The sequence below is a fragment of the Ferviditalea candida genome (assembly GCF_035282765.1).
GTDB classification, from domain to species: domain Bacteria; phylum Bacillota; class Bacilli; order Paenibacillales; family KCTC-25726; genus Ferviditalea; species Ferviditalea candida.
Genome location: NZ_JAYJLD010000101.1, coordinates 1 through 1293, shown reverse-complemented (window position 1 = coordinate 1293; position 1293 = coordinate 1). Strand labels below are relative to the sequence as shown.

The 1293-nt window shown below is 50.5% G+C and carries 2 tRNA genes and 2 rRNA genes; all 4 read right to left on the bottom strand.

What is annotated here, in order from left to right:
- Window positions 1-133: ribosomal RNA gene (locus tag VF724_RS21225) — 23S ribosomal RNA — on the bottom strand; the annotation flags it as partial.
- Between the two features lie 371 nt (window positions 134-504).
- Window positions 505-580: transfer RNA gene (locus VF724_RS21220), tRNA-Ala, on the bottom strand.
- Window positions 581-599: 19 nt separating this feature from the next.
- Window positions 600-676 (bottom strand) — tRNA-Ile (locus VF724_RS21215).
- A gap of 216 nt (window positions 677-892) precedes the next feature.
- Window positions 893-1009: ribosomal RNA gene (gene rrf, locus VF724_RS21210) — 5S ribosomal RNA — on the bottom strand.
- Between the last annotated feature and the right edge of the window lie 284 nt (window positions 1010-1293).

Here is a 1293-nt window from a genome sequence, read left to right as displayed (position 1 = left end):
AGGGGGGTTCCCCCATTCGGACATCCCCGGATCAAAGCCTGCTTACGGCTCCCCGAGGCGTTTCGTCGTTCGCCACGTCCTTCTTCGGCTCCTGGCGCCTAGGCATCCTCCGTGCGCTCTTATTAGCTTAACCACGTTTTTTCGCGTCGCGAAAATAACGCTCCGCGAAAACACCATTTTCCGTTAGGAAATATGGCTATTTTTCAAATTCCAATACGCGCTTTGTTCGTTTGCCTTCGCTATCTAGTTTTCAAGGTGCAAGCGTTTTGCGCTGAATTTCTTCTTCGAAACTCTTCAGCAAAATACGCTACTTTGAAAAAAACTTGCAGCTTCGTCCAATTGTTGTTCGCAAGAACAACTTCCTTAGACTACCGTTTTCCCGTTAAGAAAAATGGCTATCTGTTTTGTTTTTTTCACTCCGCTCTTCACAAGCGGATATTTATCTTACCATCTTGCTTTCCCCGTTTCAACCCTCAGTTTCTGGCTTCTTCGGAGATTGTTGCTTGGTGGAGCCAAGCGGGATCGAACCGCTGACCTCCTGCTTGCAAGGCAGGCGCTCTCCCAGCTGAGCTATGGCCCCATATCATAAATATTTAGTTTGGTGGGCCCTAGTGGACTCGAACCACCGACCTCACCCTTATCAGGGGTGCGCTCTAACCAGCTGAGCTAAGGGCCCATAAGGATGCGCCCCATTCCCCTTCGGGTACGGAACTCATCAGGGTTATACCCGCTTGGCAACGTCCATTCCGCACCGAGCTTTTCTCCCTGTTTTCACTTCGAGGTCGGCATCGGAACGTTCCTTGAACATCGCACTTGCGGCCTGGGTTTACTTCGATAAATCGTTCCGATACCCTCCAGGAGAGTGGAACGGAACTCCTCTTCGATTTCACCCGCTTGGCAACGTCCTACTCTCCCAGGACCCTTCGGTCCAAGTACCATCGGCGCTGGAGGGCTTAACGGTCGTGTTCGGGATGGGTACGCGTGGTTCCCCTCCGCCATTGTTGCCAAACCGGGTTTTTGCGCTGAATCGACTCCCTCGAAATCCTCCAGCAAAATACCCTTCCGCTAAAAAGATTTGCAGCTTCGTCCAATCGTTGTCCGGCAGAACAACTTCCTCAGACTACCGTTTTTCCGTCAGGAAAAATGGCCTGCAATGTTTTCGCTTCGTCGAATACCTCAGAAAAAAATTGCAGCGAAAGAGGCTTGCTCTTTCAAAACTGACAACGAGTAAGACGGACATTTGTTCTTGCTTTATCCTTAGAAAGGAGGTGATCCAGCCGCACCTTCCGATAC